Raw genomic sequence first — 18,980 nt, forward strand, 5'->3', positions numbered from 1 at the left:
TAGGCTTTGTTATTTATACTGAAAGAAACAGGTTATAAACAAAGTTATCCACAGAGATGGTCTATGTTTAGAAATTGATGCGACGTAAAGACCTATCCATTAAGTTAAATAGGTGCGTCGCTCCGTCATGGTTTCAATGCTGTTATGGACGGTTTGCTCACAAATTTCCTGCATAATGGGTAGTTCGCACAACGGCTTATTCTGAGCAATAAGATGGGCAATTAAAACACAATCTTCCCAGGTTTTTTCACTTTTACGTGCCTTATTTTTTAGCCAAAGCGCAACCCAGATAAAATGAAACAACCAACGGTCGCGCTGCTTTTCGAAAACTTGTGCAAAAACAGCGTCCATGGCAGCCTCAAAATCACAGACCTTAGTTCCTTGCATAAAGCTACAGAATTGATTCACCACTTTGTCGACGTCTTGATTTTCAATATACCAAGATTCAGTAAATCGTTTGGTTTTAGACCATCCTCTTGAGCGCTGTAAAGCTTCATCAACACGGACATGCGTAAAGGGAGCAATTTGTATCGTGAGTTGTTGCAATAAAGCTTTTTCATCGATGTGCTGTGGGATAAATTGAAGACCCAATTCTTCTTGAATCTCCAGCAAATGTAAATCAGGCATTTCACCATGAGCTATGCTGATGGCTAGGAAATGATTCGTCAAGCATGTTAAATAATCGATATCCACATCGCGAAGCATCACGGTTTCTTCGAAAGACTCATCATAATAACGATTAAGCTCATCAGTTGGGATATCTGGTGTAAACCAGGCGTCTTTAATACCAATATCCAACTTAAACAATAAACCACAAAGACGATTTATTTTTCGCTGTTTAAAATGAATGAAAATTCCTTGTGCACCACTACCATCTACTTCACTGGCCTTAATTCGCAACGTAGGATTTTTTTTCTCGTTCTGAAAGACAACGCCACGCTTTCGTTGGATTTTAATCCAACGATCAAATTGGGCTTGATAGGATATGGGATACCAGTGTTTGATGGCTTGCAAACGCGATAAAGATACTGAGTTTAACGTGATTTTATCCATTAAAAGATCGATGGTTCCAATGACCACATCACGCACTTCAGCTTTAGGATGAAGCAAGGTTAAAAGAGCAATATCCTGTCCTTCTTCAATACTGTATAAATCAATTACTAGATCCGTAAAAAACTCCGCTGGCAACGCATAGCTTTGTGCAAAAAAGTTTTCAGCAATATCAAACGTTGAAAGATCGGATAATTCCTCGATTAAATCTCGTATGGAGTTTAAATGTGCGTCTTCTTCTTGTGGTAAGGTTAACTCTTCTTCGCTAGCTAACGAATAATACGCTTCTTTAAGTTCATCAGACAGCTCGACATGCACCTCGTAAAAAGCATTTAATATAGGAAGCCAGAAACTCAAGGAGTGGCCACTCGTTTGAATAGAATCGGCCAGGTGTGACATTAACTGGTCTAATAATCGTGCTGCCAGCTTGTTTTGTGATTCGGTTGCAGCTTGTAATTGTGAAATACAAATTTCGAGTGCAAAAACACAAGCAGAATAATAAGGCTTAGCCACATCAATATCTAATTCTTCCATGGCGACGATGAGATCAATTAATCCTATGGCGAGCTCTGGTTCTTGTATGAAATGAGAATAATGTCTAGGGTCTAGATTTTGACTTTGTTCGATGACTTCTGCGATATCATGCAACCAGGTTTTTAGTCGTTCAATGTTTACCATTATGCCTTATCTTCTACAGGTCTTGGTTTGCCATGCTCATTAATAGCAACAAAAACAAATGTGCCTTCAGTGACACGATATTTATGTCCGCTGCCAAGTTCTTCTGACCAGACTTCTACCGCAATGGTCATCGAGGTTCGACCTTGTTTAAGCAGTTCAGCATGGCAGCTAACCACATCTCCGACATGAACCGGTTTTAAAAACGTCATGGAATGAATAGCAACCGTTGCAACCCGGCCTTTAGCAATCTTCTTTGCTAAAACACCGGCAGCAAGGTCCATTTGAGAAACCAACCACCCACCAAATATATCACCATTAGCATTGGTGTCTGCTGGCATGGCTAAAGTTTGAATGGTTAGCTCCCCTTTAGGTTTTGAAATCATGATGAACCACGCTTTAATTTCGAGAGTGCATCAGCCATAGCCGTATTAAACACGGGCTTATTGTTCGCCGATGAGGTTTTAGTAGGTGCGGGGCTTTTATCCAGTGTTTTTTTCTTTATGACTTTCGGTGTATTGGTTTTAGCTGGTTTAACTTTTTTAGCTTGAGTGGTTACCCCTTGTTCATCTTCCAATCTCATCGAAAGGCTAATTCGACGTCGCTCTTCATCTACTTCAATGACTTTAACTGTAACAATATCGCCCGCTTTAACAATTGTACGGGGATCACTGACAAATTTATTGGTGAGTGCGGAAATGTGAACAAGACCATCTTGATGGACACCAATATCTACAAATGCGCCAAAATTCGTAACGTTGCTCACGACACCTTCCAAAATCATTCCTTTTTTCAAATGATTGATGTCTTCAATCCCTTCTTTAAAACTAGCCGTTTTAAATTCAGGTCTCGGATCACGTCCAGGCTTTTCTAATTCTTTGAGAACATCCAATACAGTAGGCAATCCAAATTGCTCATCAACAAACTCTTCTGGATTAATGCCTCGAAGCAAATCACGATTTCCAATTGCTTCAGAAATCACGATGTTTTTACTGGCAAGGATTTTTTCAACCAGAGGGTAAGCCTCTGGGTGAACGGCAGAAGCATCCAATGGATTTTCTCCTTGCATAATTCGTAAAAAGCCTGCAGATTGCTGGTATGCTTTCTCACCCATGCGAGAAATTTGTTTCAGTTGTTCGCGTGTAGCAAAAGAACCATGCTCATCACGATATTCAACCAAATTCTTCGCTAAGGTTTCATTGAAGCCTGAAACACGCGTCAGCAAGGCAGACGATGCCGTATTTACATCGACACCCACCGCATTGACGCAATCTTCAACCACCGCTTCTAAACCGCGAGCTAATTTGGCTTGATTCACATCATGTTGATACTGTCCTACGCCGATGGATTTTGGTTCGATTTTAACCAGCTCCGCTAAAGGGTCTTGCAGACGTCTTGCTATAGAAACAGCCCCTCTCAGAGTCACATCCAACTCAGGGAATTCCTTTGCAGCTAACTCAGAAGCGGAGTAAACAGACGCTCCGGCTTCATTAACGACAAGCTTGGTCAATTTTAAATCTGGGTACATTTTAATTAGATCAGAGACTAGACGCTCCGTTTCGCGAGAGGCAGTACCATTACCGATGCTAATCAGATTGACTTCATAGCGTGCCGCTAATTTTGCAAGTGTTGCAATGGCCTGATGCCATTCATTATTTGGCGCAAAAGGATAAACGGTGGCGTAATCCAAGAGTTTACCAGTTTCATTAACAACCACTACTTTAACGCCGGTGCGAATTCCTGGATCAAGCCCGATGGTCACCTTATGTCCAGCCGGTGCGGCGAGCAGCAAATCTCTTAAATTCAAAGCAAATACTTTAATCGCTTCTTCATCAGCCATCTCGCGTAATTGCGTCATCAACTCTAATTCTAACTTGGTAAAGAGTTTAACTTTCCAAGTCAGTTTAATCGTATCGAAAAGCCACGTATCTGCGGCTCGGCCTTCTTCTGTGACGTTAAAATATTGGGCAATCCGTTTCACCCCATAATCGGGATCATCTGGTAAGGTTAACGCCAATTGTAACGCACTTTCTCGCCGTCCTCGAAATAAAGCTAGGGCGCGATGAGAAGGAATTTTTCGAATAGGCTCGGCATAATCAAAATAATCGGCAAATTTATTGGCCAAAGCATTCGCTTTTTCTTTGGTTCCCATAGACGTCAGTACACCATGTTGCCATAAGTAGCTTCTTAGTTCTTTAAGCAAATCTGCTTCTTCAGCGAATTGCTCCATAAGAATCTGACGTGCGCCTTCCAACGCAGTTGCTACATCCTCAACACCTGCGTCTGGATTTACAAATCGCGTAGCGTATTCTTCTGGAATAAGAGAGGGATCCTGGAGTAAGTCAAGTGCCAAAGGCTCTAAGCCCGCTTCCTTAGCCAGCATGGCTTTTGTACGGCGCTTTGGTTTATAAGGAAGGTATAAATCTTCAAGTCGTGTTTTAGTATCTGCTTGCTTGATTGCCTCTTCCAGCTCTGGAGTGAGCTTTTCTTGGTCTTTAATTGTCTGGAGGATGACTTTTCGACGCTCTTCTAACTCGCGTAAATAATGTAAACGATCAGCTAAAAGCCGTAACTGACTGTCATTTAACCCTTGGGTTGCTTCTTTTCTGTAGCGCGCTATAAAAGGAACCGTAGCTCCCTCATCTAATAACCGAATCGCTGCTTCAACCTGCGCTACGTGCGCGTTGAGTTCCCCTGCAATCACCGACGCTGTTGCCAACATCTCCTGAGTCATCTATTTCCCCGTAAATCTAATAAAAACTATCTAAAAAATGCGCATTATACCCGTTGTCTCTTGAATTGCGAGCCTACCAGAAGATGAATCTATTCGACGGTCACGGATTTAGCCAAATTACGCGGTTGATCTACATCCGTGCCTTTAACCACTGCAACATGATAAGCCAGAAGTTGTAGTGGTAGAGTATAAATTATTGGCGCAATCCAATTACCGCAAGCCGGAACTTTAATAAGTACGGCACCATTCGCTTCCCAGCTCTGTGAGTCATCCACGAACACCAGAAGTTGGCCTCCACGTGCGCTAACTTCATGAAGATTAGATTTTAGTTTATCCAGCAATTCATCATTGGGAGCAATAGCCACCACCGGCATGCTTTCATCCACTAACGCAAGTGGTCCATGTTTCAATTCACCCGCAGGGTACGCTTCCGCATGAATATAAGAAATTTCTTTTAATTTTAAGGCACCTTCCAATGCAACAGGGTATTGAACGCCGCGACCTAAAAACAGAGCATGGGCCTTATTCACAAAATTCGTGGCGAGTGATTCAATTTCACTGTTCATGTTGAGCGTTTGCTGGCATTGTTGTGGCAATTGCTGTAATTGACTAAGCACCTCATTCGCTCGTTCATCTTTAGCAAGAGCTGCTGCCAGCATTAAAAAAGCGGCTAATTGCGTCGTAAATGCTTTGGTGGATGCAACACCTATCTCAATTCCGGCGCGAGTTAAAAATACAAAATCAGACTCACGAACCAGGGTTGACGTGGCCACATTACAAATGGCAAACGAAGCAAGATAATTCATTTTTTTTGCTTTTTGTAAAGCAGCCAAAGTATCTGCGGTTTCGCCAGACTGCGAAACCGTGATAAACAAGGTTTCTTCGTGAATCACCACATCCCGATAGCGAAACTCGCTGGCAATTTCAACGGAAGTAGGAATCTTTGCCAGCGATTCAAACCAGTATTTGGCAATTAATCCAGCGTGATAACTTGTACCACAAGCTACAATATGGATTTGTTTGACTTTATCGAGAACGGCTAAAGCCTGATCACCATAGCTTGCTCTTAAAACGTTTAAACTGGAAATTCGACCCTGCAAGGTATCCGCCAACACTTGGCTTTGCTCAAAAATTTCTTTGAGCATGAAATGGCGATACTCCCCTTTACTCACTGCATGGGAATCATTGCTTAAAGAATGGGCTTCTCGATTGATGGGGTTATTGTTGGCATCATACAATTTCACGCCTTGAAGGGTTAAACAAGCACTCTCACCCTCATCGAGATACACCACAGATTGTGCGAACGTACGAAGCGCTAACGCATCGGAGGCAATAAAGTATTCATCGATGCCGTATCCCACTACCAAAGGGCTGCCTTTACGAATAGCAATCATTTCATTGGGAAACGCTTGGTGAATTACGCCTAAAGAAAAAGCGCCTTGCATTTGCTCTGCAGACACCTGAACTGCTCGTAACAAAGACGATTCAGTCTTACCATGATAATGAATCAGGTGTGCGGCTACTTCTGTATCCGTTTCGGATAAAAACTCATACCCTTTGCCCTGTAGAAACTGACGCAGTGATTCATGATTTTCAATAATCCCATTATGAACGACAGCTAATTCATTTTGCGAGAGATGAGGATGCGCGTTTTGCTCACAAGGTTTGCCATGGGTGGCCCAGCGGGTATGAGCGATACCAACTTTTCCAGTCACGGCAGTTTTTTGCATCGCTTCGGCTAGTGTTTGTACTTTGCCTAACATACGAACTCGTTGCAGTTTTAAATCAGAATTAATCACCGCAATACCTGCAGAATCATAGCCACGATATTCTAATCGGCGTAAGCCCTCTAATAATATTTTGCTAACTTCCCTGTGTGAAACGGCTCCAATAATCCCGCACATATTGACTCCTCATTCGAAGATTTTTTGCTGCAAACCAAAGATTATGCCACAACGTTAAAAAATAAATTAGTGTTTTAGAGACTTATATGGACGCGACTGCCTAGCTATCCGTTATAAAGCGCTTGCCAAAACATCGAGACCTATTACTTATTTAATTTTTTCATTAGCCTTGAACGGTCTCTTGCCCAATCCCGCTCTTTGATGGAATCACGTTTGTCATAAGTTTTCTTACCCTTAGCTAACGCAATTTTGGCCTTAATCCGATTATGCTTCCAGTAAAGCGATAAAGGGACAAGGGTATATCCTTGGCGTTCTACGCGACCAATTAATTGATTTAACTCCCGCTTTTGAAGCAATAATTTACGAGTGCGAACAGGATCGGGGTGATCATGTGTTGATGCGGTAGGTAAAGGTTGAATTTGAGCACCTAACAACCAAGCTTCACCTCGTTTTACAATCACATGCGCTTCGGCTAAATTTATTTTTCCAGCACGAAGACTTTTGACCTCCCATCCTTCTAACACCATCCCTGCTTCGTACTCTTCTTCAATAAAAAAATCAAAGCGTGCCTTTTTATTCACGACAATCGTTGAATTTTGCTGTATTTTAGCAGTCATAAGACACCTAAACGTTAACATTCAAAATGATAGGGAATGAGCGCTTGTTTTTCTACTTGCCATAGACTAGGAAAATCAAATAGCTCGGACAGACTCAAATACCCTAAAATAAAAACAGCAAGTATAAACGATTCAACTCAAAATAGGACAATAATATTAGAAACTGCCATACGGAACTAACTTTAATTGGAATATTGACTAGGAGAATACCCCATGAATCTAGGTGAAAAAATTCCTTCTACTGAATTTGTAGCAACTAATAATGTGCAATCTAATTTTGATGCTTATCGAGGGAAGTGGTTGGTGCTTTATTTTTATCCCAAAGACTCAACACCAGGCTGTACCCTTGAAAGCCAAGAGTTTAGAGACCAATATTCCAAGTTCAAAAAAAAGAATGCGGAAATTTTAGGTGTTTCACGCGATAGTCTTAAGTCTCATGAAAAATTTAAAGCCAAATACGAACTCCCTTTTGAACTGATAAGCGACCCAGATGAAACCCTTTGCCAAGCATTTGAGGTGATTAAAATGAAATCCATGTATGGCAAGCAAGTCCGAGGAATTGAACGAAGCACATTTCTTATCGACCCAGATGGTGTATTGCGCCATGAATGGCGAAAAGTATCGGTAAAAGGCCATGTTGAGGAAGTCTTATCTAAGCTAGAAGAACTTGCATAAGAAAGATGTAGCTTTTTCATTTTTGTGTGTCGTCGCTAGCGCGAGCTGTTTATAACCTCCCCTACGCAGGCAGAGAGGAGGCAATTGCTCTTCGAATTAAATTCAACTACCGAATTTAGGATAAAGACTTGACTGCTAACAGTCGGCTTAGCACAATGAAATGACGAACTTAGATCAGGAAGAAATGATGGACGCCAAAAAGGAACAAAAGTTGTTTGTGTTGGATACTAACATTCTCATGCACGATCCAACCGCTATATTCCGTTTTGAAGAGCATGATATATATTTGCCCATGGTGGTTTTGGAAGAACTAGACAATCATAAAACAGGGCTCTCCGAAGTTGCCCGTAACGTCCGTCAAACCAACCGTATGTTGGTTGAACTGATGAGCAATGCGAGTCATGATCAAATCGTAGAAGGATTGCCCATCCCGAATTACTTGGTTTCCGAAGAAGTCAAAAGCAGTGGACGGTTATTTTTTCAGACCGATGATTATGAACCACTTCGCCCTACCTCCTTACCAGGACATAAAGTCGATAACACGTTGCTTGCCACAGCACTTGGTCTGCAAAAACAGCATGCCGATAAACAAGTTATTATTATTTCTAAAGACATCAATCTTCGAATTAAAGCGGGAATACTTGGCATTCAAGCGGAAGATTATTATAACGACCGCGTGTTAGACGATGTGAACTTGCTGCATAGCGGCGTTCATATTCTGGAAAACGATTTTTGGGATAGTCATTCTAAAGATATGGAAGCATGGCAAGAAAGTGGCGATACGTTCTACCGCATTAACGGTCCCTTGACGAATAAATGGAATCCAAATGATTGTTTAAGTACGGAAGATAATCAGTTTCAAGCCATGGTAAAGCAAGTTGAGCCAGGTCATGCCGTGGTACAAATCGCTCATGATTACACGCAAACGAAAAATGCAATTTGGGGAATTACTGCAAGAAACCGCGAACAGAATTTTGCATTCAATATGTTAATGGACCCTGAAATTGATTTTGTAACCTTACAAGGCTCTGCAGGTACAGGAAAAACGTTACTGACCATCGCAGCAGGCCTTACGCAAGTGCTTGATCTTAAGCGATACAATGAAATCATCATGACTCGTGTAACCATTCCAGTGGGTGAAGATATTGGCTTTTTACCGGGCACGGAAGAAGAAAAAATGACGCCTTGGATGGGGGCCTTAATGGATAATCTTGAAGTACTGCACAGCGCTCAAGAAGGCGGAAGTTTTGGGCGTAGTGCCACACAAGACCTCTTACAAAATAAAATTAAAATTCGCTCCTTAAATTACATGCGAGGACGTACGTTTTTAAATCGTTTTATTATTATTGATGAGGCACAAAACTTAACCTCAAAACAAATTAAAACACTCGTTACTCGCGCAGGCCCCGGCAGTAAAATTGTTTGCCTTGGGGATATTAAACAAATTGATACCCCTTATTTGAGTGAAACCACGTCCGGGTTAACCTTTGCAGTCGATCGTTTTAAGTCTTGGCAACATAGCGCACACATGACTTTAACGCGTGGAGAGCGATCAAGACTTGCATATTATGCCGCTGAACATTTATAGTACGCACTTTTTAGAGATTGATCATGTCTACCCAAGCCATTACGTTTGATGACGTTTTACTTATCCCTTCTTATAACCATCACGAATCTCGTCGGGTGGTGAACATTGGTATGAAGGACCGCCTAGAAAAGCTTACCCTCGAATTGCCTGTGATCAGTTCAAACATGGATACCATCACCGAAAGTAAGATGGCAAACTTTATGTTAAGTAAAGGTGGCATTGGCGCGCTACATCGTTTTCTAAGTGTTGAAGACAACATTCGAGAGTTTAAAGCCTGTGAAGGCCAGGTTTTCGTCTCCGTAGGCTGCACTCCCGCAGAGCTCGAGCGCGCAGAAGCGTTGCGTGACGCAGGAGCCGATTATTTTTGCGTGGATGTTGCACACGCTCATGCTAAATACGTCGGCAAAACTTTAAAAAGCCTACGTCAAATGCTTTCTGATCGCTGCATTATGGCTGGGAATGTTGCCACCTATGCGGGTGCCGATTATCTAGCCTCCTGCGGCGCAGATATCATTAAAGCGGGCATTGGTGGTGGATCAGTATGCAGTACGCGAATTAAAACGGGCTTTGGTGTGCCCATGCTGACTTGTATTCAAGATTGTGCAAGAACCGATCGTTCTATTGTTGCCGATGGTGGAATTCGAACCTCTGGAGATATTGTCAAAGCATTAGCTTTTGGCGCTGACTTTGTAATGATTGGTGGCTTACTGGCAGGAACGGATCCCACTCCAGGAAAAGTCATTACGAAAGAAGACGGCACCAAAGTTAAAATGTATCGCGGCATGGCTTCACGAGAAGCACAAGAAGATTTTATTGGTCAAGTCCATGAGTGGAAAACCGCTGAAGGCGTTGCCACCGAAGTGCCTTATCGCAACACCCAGGATGCGATTATCGCAGATATTATCGGCGGATTACGTTCGGGCTTAACCTATGCTGGTGCAGACACCATCAGTGAGTTACAACGTAAATTAAATTATGTTGTGGTCACTCAAGCCGGTAAACTTGAGAGCATGCCTCATAAACTATTGGAGCGATAACTATCGCTCCAAATCGAATAAGTAAGGTTACTTAAGCACCAGGCAATTGTAATCCAGTGGATTGTTGATTTTCTAGCTCCAATTGTTTCTGCTGTGATGCTTGGACTGTTTGACGATCTGATAATGTATTATCCGCTATGGCTAGAAGTGCTGCGCTTGGATTAGGAGAACTAGAGGGTTGGCTCATTTGAGCTAAGCTCGTTTGGGGGCTCGCCGCTTCTGGTGTATCTTCAATAGCCAGAACATTTGCAGTACTTTGCGCGGAAATTTGTGCCCTTGGCTCAGAAGCTTGGATGCTTTGCTGAGAGTTTTGCTTAGCTTCTGACAGTTGAGCATTGTCGGTAGCTGAAACAGCCTCTGTGAATTGAATTTCTTCAGAGTCTGAGTCTTCTGTTGCTTCTGGAGCTTTGCCGTTCTCTGCTGGATTTTGAGCGACTTGTTCTTTGGCTTGTGAGTCATTCGCGTTTGAATTGGTACCTAAGTCCCGATTTAATATCTCCTTCATCATCTCAATATAGAATTCCAACATAGTCGTTGGATTACCTCCGCTTAAAAGTGGATTATCTGCCATTTGCGGATTAACGTCGCTTCCTGCCGTATTTTGTGTTTCATTGGATTGTTCATCATTTTTTTCTTGTTTTTGATCACTTTCCTCCGCCTCTTGTGGTGTAGTCGGTGTACTGGCTAGAGGTTCTGGTGAGGGAGGCTGGGCATTAACTTGAGGTGCTACCGCTCCTACTTCAAGAGCTGTTTCCTCTTCTTCAGAAGCTTCGGCAGACGGTTCTACTGAAGGGATGGCGACTTGAAATTCATCCGATTGAGGACTTGTTGTCGGCTGAGGGGATGTAGAAGTTGGATTAGTAGAAGCAGAAGATTTCTCAGAAGCAATTTCCTCTGTAAAAGTTGCTGTTGCTGCTTTTTGTAAGAGATTATTTTTGTATTGTTGAAATTTATCTTCATTATTTATCGCGTCAAAAGCGTTATAGATTTTTTTAAATGTTTCTTCATCACCTCCCTTATCTGGATGATGTTGTAAAACAAGTTTATTTCTTGCCTTTTTTACATCCTGAAAAGTAATGTCTTTAATGTCGCGCTCACCTAACCCTAAAGTTACAAAGTAGTTTTCTTCGTTCGGCATGACTAAAACCTCATTTTGTCATTTCATACTATTAAGTATATACCCTAAGACATAAAATAATTACAACACAATGGTGTGTGACACCCAGAGCAAGAATTATGGATTCATCACTCTTTTTATAATGATTGTATCCAGAAGTGAATCATTACTTATCCTCCAGGTATGTTTTTTACACCTTCTTTACTTTATAAGTATAGCAGCTTGCATTATGAACGATTTCTCTCTTCTGGGTTATACTATTAACAATAGATGGTTCAAAACGGTAGAAAATATGGTGCGTAGCTATGGATATTGATGATTTTCGTTACATGTGGCGAGGCAAAGCCATTCGCTCTTTGTCTAAAGAACAATCTGCCTGGTTAGCACCGATTGATCATCGCAAAGAGCCTCGCGAACGCGCTTTATTGTTATTGCATGGTTTTTCATCCTCTCCAGCGGTTTACCGGGAGCTCATGCCAACGTTTTCGCGTTTATACGATGCTGTGTTATGCCCTGCTTTACCTGGCCATGCAACGCATTTAGCCGCCTTTGCTAAAGTAGAAGCCCATGAATGGGTTCATGCTGCGGAAGAAGCTTGTGAGGCGTTGATAAAAGATTACCCCAAAGTAGATGTGATGGGGCTTTCATTAGGCGGGTTATTAGCTTGTCATTTAGCCAATCGCTTTTCACTGCATCATCTTTATTTACTAGCTCCTGCGCTTTCGCTGCAATTAAATATTCCCTTAGCCATCACGCTTGCTAAACTCTTACGTACTCTTGGATTTAAAACATTACGTAATCGAGCAGGTAATTTGCGTACAAATCGAGCAGCTGAAATTGCGTATCGTCATTTACCCATTGCGACTATTATTGAAATATTAACCTTAATCAAAGAATTTAAATTCTCACCTCCCAAATGCCCCGTTGATGTTTTTTTAGGAGCTTATGATGAGGTAGTTGACTCCCATGAGGTGGAAAAATATTTTGATAAGCTTTCAAATGTTGACATTCATTGGCTGCAAAACTCCGCTCATATTTTGCCATTAGATGGGGATATTGATCGCATTATTGCTCGCTTAAAGCAGAACTCAAAGAAAGAAAACCCTATTCTAAGCCAAGAAAACGCTTCGTGACTCAAGCAAAATTACACCCGACATTCCACATCACAGTATTTTTAGCAAAAAAGACGCCGTTCGGAATGTCGGTTACATTTGAATCCATTTATTATAATGCGTGTACTCTTGGATAAATGGCATTCTTAAATCCCGCATGTCTAAAACAGAGCCGTCAAACGCAAGAAAGTCGGTTCTCATATCCGGTATATTATAAAAATGAATATCGCTAGCATCACTAGCCAGTGTATGCTGACGTTTGACCGCGGAAATTTCGGCAACCGACTGATTAAAGGTTTTCACAAAGGCACGTTCTGCCCGCAAATAACGGCCATGAAACCGGGCTTTATCACATAACTCTACATCGAGCTTATCGGTTATGCCAGCGAGCTGAATATAAGATTGATCATAGCCACGTACTACCAATGCTTTGCTATTAACCCAATAAAAACTTAATTGAGCTTTATCTACCATAGTCAGCGAGGTTACATTCGCCATGCCTTTTAATTTAACATTGGCGTTCCCGCTTAAATCCATCATTAAATTATGGCTTCGAACGCCACTTATATCCACGGTACCAGAAGTAATATTCAGTTTTCTAACCCCGAGGTTGCCTCCTAAAATGATGTTTCCCTTGTCATTATCTAGGACAAAATCAATCAAATTGGAATTAATCTTCGTTCCTTTAACAATTCCATTACCTTGATATTCAAAGCGATTTAAAAAACGCCCATGTACTTTGGCGGTAACTGGCCCATGTTTAGGGTAACCTTTTCCTGCGATAATGACTAAGGTATTGTTAGATAGGGTGGTTGTGACGTTGGCTAAATCGGTTGCAGCGCCGATTAAAATTACTTTTGGTTTTGAATATCCCGAGTGAAGACTGATGTTAATATTTCCTTGAACCTTGACTCGATTAAAGGTCCCAACATCTCTTGTTTGTTGGATAACAGGTAATGTCGATGGGGGGGATGGGCGATGAGCACAACCAGCCAACATCATTAAAAAAATCAATAAAATAGAGCGTCTTAGCATGATTCTTTTCCTGTTCCAATATCTTGCTACATTAGAGGAACTTCGGATAATGCGCAAGAATTTCATTCGGCAAAGAGAAATTCCCGCCTTAATCGTATTATGCAGGAACATTCTATTGGACGAGCGCTTGATCAAACTTCACTTTGCTACATTAACCTAAATTTCTGACTAAAATTTTCCGTACCTTATCTTATAAGCTTTTCCCATCTTATTCGGGATAAAAATCGGAAATTTTGATTCGATTTGAACACCCTCCACGATGAAGGTCAACGGGTGCCTTCTGGACCAAACGAGCTAACGATTCTCCTTTTGGCATTAAAGCTGGGAGTGTAATGTACACATCCACCAAATAGCCATGAGTACATCCAAAATAGACCTTATCCTTCGCTCCTTTTCCGAACGCACTTTCAAATTCACGCTGAAGATCAACCAATCGAACTTCCTCGCCAACGTGCTTTGCTAGAAAATTGCTAAATGAAGTTTGATTTAATTGCTCAACCAGATCCATAGCAAGCGAAAAATAGTCATCACTCGATAGCATCTGACACATTCCATGGCGGTTCCATTCATGGCGCTCAAGACAGCTTCCGTGCTCAAAACTTGGCATCAATTGCTTCAGTCGCTTACTAACCTGTGGGCTTAATGAAACAGGAGGATAATGACAAAATTTATTTTTTTTGCTTCCGCCACAATAGCCGTAATGACTGCCACAGCTTTTCTGATTTGGCCATAATCCATGCAGCGCTAAATGACTTGCTTGGTAGGAGTCGGGGTTCAATTTATAGCACTCTGGTTTTCCAGCTTCATAGCCATACGTTTCGCAAAATCCAGGTTGCCAATTGAGCGCTAAAACAAAATGATCCGCCAGTCCCGGGGTATTATCACAAGGGATCCTTTTTTTTACAGTATATTGGGATTTGCCGCACGCTGCTTTTACCCATCGTAACGCGTTTGGGTTGTCATGCAATTGAATGCGAACCCATTCAGGAGCTTGGTGATTAATTTCTTTGATTACATAACGTTGTGAGGGATATAGGTACTCTTCAGCAGTCTGGGGCTCATCTTTTGATATATACGCGGGACACGTATTTGAAGCTTCAAAGTAGCCTGCAACAGGAATCGCAGCTAACCCAGTCGTTGAGAAACATGCGAGCAAAATCAGGGTAAATCTTATCATTCATGCCCCCTGGCATTTGTATAAGATAAAGTCCATTATATCTGGATTAGAAGAATTTACCAGTGCTCATTGAAAGGGACTTACGGATTGGATTTAACCTAAGACATTAGGTTAAAAAAGAACTTTCCCTTGGATGATTGATATGGCAACCAAGGGAAAGTATGGAGAAATCGAGGTTTAGACCGCCGATACTTCTTCAGCTTGTAGGCCTTTAGGACCTTTGGTAACCGTAAACTCAACACGCTGACCTTCAGCTAAGGTTTTACGATTTTCTGAACTGACAATTGAGCGGAAGTGCACAAATACATCATCTTGACCATTATCACGGCTAATAAATCCATAGCCTTTATCATCATTAAACCACTTCACGTGGCCGGTTTCTTTAGCAGACATTCTTTTTTCCAAAATTAAGTTATACACATACTTGTGGATTAGGTTCCAGGAAGAACGATTGGTTGGCGTTAGGTTCACTACTTATTAAATCGTTAAAGGAGGGAATTCACGAGTAACAATGTTTACCGGGATACTACAACAAGTTTTATAAGTATAACGCAGGGTGTGTAATATAGCGAGCTTTTTTGTTTATTTTTTTATTTTTTGTACAAATAATTGTCTATTTGGAGGGCGGTTTATTATGCTGACGAGTCTTACGCCTTAAAGGACAAGTGTTCATGTGCTTAGCACCTAAATGTTCAGAAAGTCTATCCAGAGCAATTTCATTGTTTTTATAAAAATGATGTGGGCCAAGTTTTTTAACCAACCCACTTCGTTTTAATAAACTCATGACGGGTCTTCTTACACGAGTAAACCAGAGCTCAATCCCTGCCTCTTCGAGCCTTGCTGAAACACTACGTAAGGTTTCAACGCCGGTCGCATCTAATTGATTGAGACTAACGCAGTCCATAATGATATAACGCAATTTTTGTTTAGCGCTGATGAGTTCTAGGATTTTATTTTCAAAATAAGCCGCGTTAGCAAAGTAAAGTGGCCCATTAAATCGCAGAATACTGATTAAATAACAGGTTTCTTCTGTCTCTCGGTCGGTAACTTCGACTAATTCTCCATGCTCATCACGAGTTAATTCACTCAGTCTTGGGCGCATCGTCTCGTATAAATAAAATATTAATGAAAGTAAAATGCCAACCACGACAGCAAAAGCAATGCGTGGGGCTAAAATTAATGCCATGATAAATGTCGTGAGAGCAACAATACCCTCGTTGCGACTAATCTTCCAAACTCGCCACATTTCTTTAATATCCAACAAGCTTAATACCCCAACCATAATAATGACACCTAATGTGGCATAAGGGAGATAATAAAATAACGGCGTCAACCATAGCAGCACAACCATCACAACGACACCGGCAACCACAGAGGAAAATGGAGTCCTGGCACCGGCTTGATAATTTAAAGCGGTGCGTGTGAAGCTACCGGACACGGGCATGCATTGGAAATAACTTCCCACGCATTTCGCTAATCCCTGGCTTAGTAATTCTTGGTTCGTATCAAACTGCTGCCGACTTTCCGTAGCGATTCGCTTAGCAATGGTAATTGCTTCGGTAAAGCCAACCAGCGCAATAACTAAGGCCGCAATAAAGAGATCGCGCATGATTTGCCAATTAAACACAACGGGCTTAAACGAAGGTAAACCGCGAGGAATAGCCCCTACTACCTCACCACCTGCTTGAATTTTTAAATAACCGTTCTCGGGTAGTTTGGCAATGCGCCAAGAACGTGGATCCACTTGCCCAATAGGACTCATTTGATCGTCTACATAAAACACGTTCTGATGATCAGCGGTCATGCGTCGAAATCGCAAACGATTTAATTCCGCCATTTCAAGGTTATGTCGCAAAATCAAACGCTCCATTTGCCATTTGGCTTCAGCTGCCTTATTCATGGCTTCATCCGTTTCTTCAGCATTGGGGCCTACTTTATTAACGGTATTTTCCACTCTTTTTTGCGCCTTTTTTACTGCAGCAATTTGGTCTTCCAGCTCCTTCGGGTAAGATTTATAATGTTCTAATATTTGCTGAACGGGAAGGTTTACAATCTGATTAACCCGAATGGTCTCTGTTTTTTCGTAACCACTCAACCAGGCCACGAGCGTTGTTATCACGACGGCAAATAAAATATGGGGCCAACCAGGCCATAACCAACGTCCGCCTAAAATAATAGCAAAGGATAACGCCGCAATAACCATGGTAGGCCAGTGTGGATTTGCCACTGCATCTTTTAACACTTGCCACACTGTTTCATAAAAATGAGGACTGGTTACGGCATAGACTCCGAATAAACTATTAATTTGCATGCACGCAATTACAATAGCAACCGCATTAATCAATCCCAATAACACGGGGTAGGATACAAAGTTAACTACAACTCCAAAACGAATAAAGCTAAGCGCGAGTTGAATGAGGCCTATTAGAAACGTTAAGAGAACCAAATAACTTAAATAATCATTTGTACCTACAGCCGCAACGGGTTGTAAAGCCACAGCCGTTAATAATGAGGTGACCGGTACAGGGCCTGTGGATAAACTACGTGACGAGCTGAATAGCGCTGCAATAATAGGAGGGATAAACGCTGCATATAACCCCATATAGACAGGAATACCTGCCAAGTGGGCATAAGCCATGGATTGCGGGATGAGTAGCATCACCACCGTTAACCCAGCCAATATATCGGCTTTTAAATTTGCCCAATATTTTAGCTCTGGAAGCCATTCTAGAAATGGCAAAGCTCGTTTAAGCCCTCCTTCCCGAGCAAATAATTGGTTCCACTGCAAACTCATTGATCAGCATCCTTATGCTATAAGTAGTCTCCTATGCCCTATTTGACTCTTCTAATCCTTAATGAATTTCGAAGCCTTTGGAGTTTGCGGCTCACTAAAGTCCGGCAATAGTGGTTTTAATTGCATGGCCAATTGCAAAAGACGCCTGTCCATCCCTTTTCCAGCGGCAATTTGTACTGAGACCGGTAAATGATCATGATAGCATACTGGAATGGTCATAGCTGGAACTCCTGCCTGATTAAAGAGTGATGTAAACGGCGAAAATTCAATATTTTTTTCCAAAAAACGTTCAAAATCGTCTTGCATGCTCAATTGACCGATAGGAAGCGGCAATTGTGCCAGTGCTGGACTCACTATAAAATCGACCTGATTAAGTACCTGATGCAAAGGGCGAAGTGCTTGAAATAATTTATTTTTTGCAGTAATTAATTGCGACGCTGTTATCGTGCGCCCCTGTTCATAAAACTGCCAAGTCACAGATTCTAGAACATTAAGTGTGGCCTTACGATCTAGGGCATATTCCTGCTGTTCAATTTCGGCATAGGTATTTGCCGCAATAAGACAAAGCGTGCACTCACCAATCGTATCTAAATCCAGATCTAAAGTAATCGTCTTGATACAGTAACCTTGATCATTCAGTAAAGCAGTAAAATGATCCAAAGCTTCATGACACGGCTTAGCGACCGGTACAGAAGGAAATGCTCCTTGCAGTTTCGCAAACGTTAAATGGCTTGGCAAGCGCTCTGTGCCATGGTGAATATTCAGTGCGGTCGTTAATAAGGGAAAGAGATTGACCGCATCATCAAGATGTCTTGTCAAAATATAATTTGTCGCCAAACCAGACCATTGCTCTTCTACCCAAGGTCCTGTGGGCATTAAACCAGGGGTGGGCTTAAATCCAAATAACCCGCAGCATGCGGCAGGTATACGGATAGAGCCTCCGCCATCACTGGCGGTAGCGACAGGTGCAATCCCAGCGGCTACCGCTGCGGCTGATCCACCCGAGGACCCACCTGGAGTACGACTTAAGTCATAGGGGTTACGACAGGGTCCAAATATCACAGGCTCCGTAACATAGGACAGCCCAAGCTCCGGTGTATTGGTCATGGCAAAAGGAACAAACCCTAGCGTAAGTAAACGTTCTATAAAATCGCTATTCTCACGACCCCGATTCATTTTAAAAAAACGAGACCCTTCAGTATTGCGAACGCCTTTTAAAGCATAACCCAAATCTTTAACTAAAATGGGCACCCCATAATAAGGTTCTTGACCATTCATTTGAGCTAACTGTGCTCGAGCCCACGAGCGGCAATCGGTAACTACCGCATTTAAAAGAGGGTTAACTTCTTCCATTCTTGCTAATGCACAATCCAATGCTTCTTCGGCGCTGATTTCATTATGTTTAATCAGCTTTGCAAGGCTTTGTGCATCCTGTTCGATGTATTCGCGAACGTTCATGGAGATC

General features: G+C 41.9%; 15 protein-coding genes. 4 read left to right on the forward strand and 11 right to left on the reverse strand.

All coding sequences use genetic code 11. From position 1 onward, the window contains the following. Nucleotides 1–99 precede the first annotated feature (99 nt). From E1O41_RS06780 to smpB, 5 genes are all read right to left on the reverse strand, one after another. Nucleotides 100–1,728 carry a hypothetical protein gene (locus E1O41_RS06780; RefSeq protein ID WP_131776564.1) on the reverse strand — a complete coding sequence of 543 codons (1,629 nt, stop codon included), beginning with the start codon at nt 1,726–1,728 and terminating at the stop codon, nt 100–102. Then, on the reverse strand, nt 1,728–2,111 hold the full coding sequence (yciA, locus tag E1O41_RS06785) for an acyl-CoA thioester hydrolase YciA (protein WP_165481140.1): 384 nt from the start codon (nt 2,109–2,111) through the stop codon (nt 1,728–1,730). Before yciA ends, E1O41_RS06780 begins: the two co-directional genes overlap by 1 nt. Next, nucleotides 2,108–4,459: a Tex family protein gene (locus tag E1O41_RS06790; RefSeq protein ID WP_131776565.1), complete on the reverse strand. Its 2,352-nt coding sequence runs from the start codon at nt 4,457–4,459 to the stop codon at nt 2,108–2,110. The genes yciA and E1O41_RS06790 overlap by 4 nt, the downstream gene beginning before the upstream one ends. A gap of 89 nt (nt 4,460–4,548) precedes the next feature. Next, nucleotides 4,549–6,363 carry a glutamine--fructose-6-phosphate transaminase (isomerizing) gene (gene glmS / locus E1O41_RS06795; protein ID WP_131776566.1) on the reverse strand — a complete coding sequence of 605 codons (1,815 nt, stop codon included), beginning with the start codon at nt 6,361–6,363 and terminating at the stop codon, nt 4,549–4,551. Nucleotides 6,364–6,506: 143 nt separating this feature from the next. After that, nucleotides 6,507–6,980, reverse strand: a complete 474-nt coding sequence (gene smpB, locus E1O41_RS06800; RefSeq protein WP_131776567.1) for an SsrA-binding protein SmpB — start codon at nt 6,978–6,980, stop codon at nt 6,507–6,509. Nucleotides 6,981–7,193: 213 nt separating this feature from the next. On the opposite strand from smpB, the gene E1O41_RS06805 reads away from it, so the two are divergent. The 3 genes from E1O41_RS06805 to E1O41_RS06815 all read left to right on the forward strand — a co-directional run bounded on the left by E1O41_RS06805 (nt 7,194) and on the right by E1O41_RS06815 (nt 10,280). Beyond that, the gene (locus tag E1O41_RS06805; RefSeq protein ID WP_131776568.1) at nt 7,194–7,655 is read left to right on the forward strand and encodes a peroxiredoxin; all 462 of its coding nucleotides are present in this window, start codon (nt 7,194–7,196) and stop codon (nt 7,653–7,655) included. Nucleotides 7,656–7,815: 160 nt separating this feature from the next. Then, nucleotides 7,816–9,243, forward strand: coding sequence for a PhoH family protein (locus E1O41_RS06810; RefSeq protein WP_229669339.1), 1,428 nt, complete (start codon nt 7,816–7,818; stop codon nt 9,241–9,243). A gap of 23 nt (nt 9,244–9,266) precedes the next feature. Then, the gene (locus tag E1O41_RS06815; RefSeq protein ID WP_131776569.1) at nt 9,267–10,280 is read left to right on the forward strand and encodes a guanosine monophosphate reductase; all 1,014 of its coding nucleotides are present in this window, start codon (nt 9,267–9,269) and stop codon (nt 10,278–10,280) included. 31 nt (nt 10,281–10,311) lie between these two features. Here the strand turns inward: E1O41_RS06815 and E1O41_RS06820 are convergent, their stop codons facing one another. Then, a complete protein-coding gene (locus E1O41_RS06820; protein ID WP_131776570.1) occupies nt 10,312–11,418 on the reverse strand; it encodes a DnaJ domain-containing protein in 1,107 nt (368 codons plus the stop codon). A 284-nt stretch (nt 11,419–11,702) separates the two neighbouring features. On the opposite strand from E1O41_RS06820, the gene E1O41_RS06825 reads away from it, so the two are divergent. Then, a complete protein-coding gene (locus E1O41_RS06825; protein ID WP_131776571.1) occupies nt 11,703–12,530 on the forward strand; it encodes an alpha/beta hydrolase in 828 nt (275 codons plus the stop codon). A 72-nt stretch (nt 12,531–12,602) separates the two neighbouring features. Here the strand turns inward: E1O41_RS06825 and E1O41_RS06830 are convergent, their stop codons facing one another. The 5 genes from E1O41_RS06830 to E1O41_RS06850 form a co-directional block, all read right to left on the reverse strand. After that, on the reverse strand, nt 12,603–13,544 hold the full coding sequence (locus E1O41_RS06830) for a GIN domain-containing protein (protein WP_131776572.1): 942 nt from the start codon (nt 13,542–13,544) through the stop codon (nt 12,603–12,605). A gap of 208 nt (nt 13,545–13,752) precedes the next feature. Next, nucleotides 13,753–14,721, reverse strand: coding sequence for a ribonuclease T2 family protein (locus E1O41_RS06835; RefSeq protein ID WP_131776573.1), 969 nt, complete (start codon nt 14,719–14,721; stop codon nt 13,753–13,755). A 177-nt stretch (nt 14,722–14,898) separates the two neighbouring features. Further along, entirely contained in the window at nt 14,899–15,114 is a 216-nt protein-coding gene (locus E1O41_RS06840) for a cold-shock protein (protein ID WP_131776574.1), read from the reverse strand. Between the two features lie 220 nt (nt 15,115–15,334). Continuing rightward, a complete protein-coding gene (locus E1O41_RS06845; protein WP_131776575.1) occupies nt 15,335–17,515 on the reverse strand; it encodes a SulP family inorganic anion transporter in 2,181 nt (726 codons plus the stop codon). Nucleotides 17,516–17,566: 51 nt separating this feature from the next. Continuing rightward, entirely contained in the window at nt 17,567–18,973 is a 1,407-nt protein-coding gene (locus E1O41_RS06850) for an amidase (RefSeq protein WP_131776576.1), read from the reverse strand. Between the last annotated feature and the right edge of the window lie 7 nt (nt 18,974–18,980).

Source organism: Legionella impletisoli (assembly GCF_900639875.1).
Classification (GTDB): domain Bacteria; phylum Pseudomonadota; class Gammaproteobacteria; order Legionellales; family Legionellaceae; genus Legionella_A; species Legionella_A impletisoli.

Bases quoted from the DNA above. Each gene is read 5' to 3' on its own strand.
- E1O41_RS06780 (WP_131776564.1), bottom strand. From the start codon at position 1,728: ATGGTAAACATTGAACGACTAAAAACCTGGTTGCATGATATCGCAGAA.
- yciA (WP_165481140.1), bottom strand. From the start codon at position 2,111: ATGATTTCAAAACCTAAAGGGGAGCTAACCATTCAAACTTTAGCCATG.
- E1O41_RS06790 (WP_131776565.1), bottom strand. From the start codon at position 4,459: ATGACTCAGGAGATGTTGGCAACAGCGTCGGTGATTGCAGGGGAACTC.
- glmS (WP_131776566.1), bottom strand. From the start codon at position 6,363: ATGTGCGGGATTATTGGAGCCGTTTCACACAGGGAAGTTAGCAAAATA.
- smpB (WP_131776567.1), bottom strand. From the start codon at position 6,980: ATGACTGCTAAAATACAGCAAAATTCAACGATTGTCGTGAATAAAAAG.
- E1O41_RS06805 (WP_131776568.1), top strand. From the start codon at position 7,194: ATGAATCTAGGTGAAAAAATTCCTTCTACTGAATTTGTAGCAACTAAT.
- E1O41_RS06810 (WP_229669339.1), top strand. From the start codon at position 7,816: ATGACGAACTTAGATCAGGAAGAAATGATGGACGCCAAAAAGGAACAA.
- E1O41_RS06815 (WP_131776569.1), top strand. From the start codon at position 9,267: ATGTCTACCCAAGCCATTACGTTTGATGACGTTTTACTTATCCCTTCT.
- E1O41_RS06820 (WP_131776570.1), bottom strand. From the start codon at position 11,418: ATGCCGAACGAAGAAAACTACTTTGTAACTTTAGGGTTAGGTGAGCGC.
- E1O41_RS06825 (WP_131776571.1), top strand. From the start codon at position 11,703: ATGGATATTGATGATTTTCGTTACATGTGGCGAGGCAAAGCCATTCGC.
- E1O41_RS06830 (WP_131776572.1), bottom strand. From the start codon at position 13,544: ATGCTAAGACGCTCTATTTTATTGATTTTTTTAATGATGTTGGCTGGT.
- E1O41_RS06835 (WP_131776573.1), bottom strand. From the start codon at position 14,721: ATGATAAGATTTACCCTGATTTTGCTCGCATGTTTCTCAACGACTGGG.
- E1O41_RS06840 (WP_131776574.1), bottom strand. From the start codon at position 15,114: ATGTCTGCTAAAGAAACCGGCCACGTGAAGTGGTTTAATGATGATAAA.
- E1O41_RS06845 (WP_131776575.1), bottom strand. From the start codon at position 17,515: ATGAGTTTGCAGTGGAACCAATTATTTGCTCGGGAAGGAGGGCTTAAA.
- E1O41_RS06850 (WP_131776576.1), bottom strand. From the start codon at position 18,973: ATGAACGTTCGCGAATACATCGAACAGGATGCACAAAGCCTTGCAAAG.